1 protein-coding gene is annotated in these 503 nt (G+C 71.2%); it reads right to left on the reverse strand.

What is annotated here, in order from left to right; all coding sequences use genetic code 11:
• Window positions 1–503: AMP-binding protein (locus ABEB12_RS41945; protein WP_345703603.1), on the reverse strand; the 503-nt coding region annotated here is incomplete at both ends.

Below are 503 nucleotides of genomic sequence, written 5' to 3' on the forward strand. Positions count from 1 at the left end.
AGGTAGCCACAGGCCAACCCGATCCCGGCGATGGCGATCTCACCGACCTGCCCGTGCGGCAGCGCGCGGTACGGCTCCTCGACATCCAGGATCACCGCACTGTAGGTCGGCAACGGCACCCCGATACTGGCCGGCTTGTTCGGGTGCAGCTCGGTCCAGATCGCGGTGACGGTCACCTCGGGCGGGCCGTAGACGTTCAGGAACCGCCGCCCCGGGCGGTGCCAACGCGCCACCAGATGCGCCGGGCACGGCTGTTCGGACACCAGCAGGAACCGCAGGTGCGGCAAATCGCCCGGGATGGTGTCCAGCAGCCCCGGCACGGTGCACATCGCGGTGACCCGACGCTCGTCCAGGAAACGGTGCAACTCGGCCCCACGCAGCCGGGCGCGGGGCGGCGCGGGCACCAACGTCGCGCCCTGCGCCCAGGGCACCCAGATCTCCTCCACCGAAAAGTCGGACGCGATCGTGCGCCCCTGGTAAACCCGGTCCCGGGCGCGGATGCC

Source organism: Actinospineispora eucalypti, assembly GCF_039543365.1.
GTDB classification, from domain to species: Bacteria; Actinomycetota; Actinomycetes; order Mycobacteriales; family Pseudonocardiaceae; genus Pseudonocardia; species Pseudonocardia eucalypti.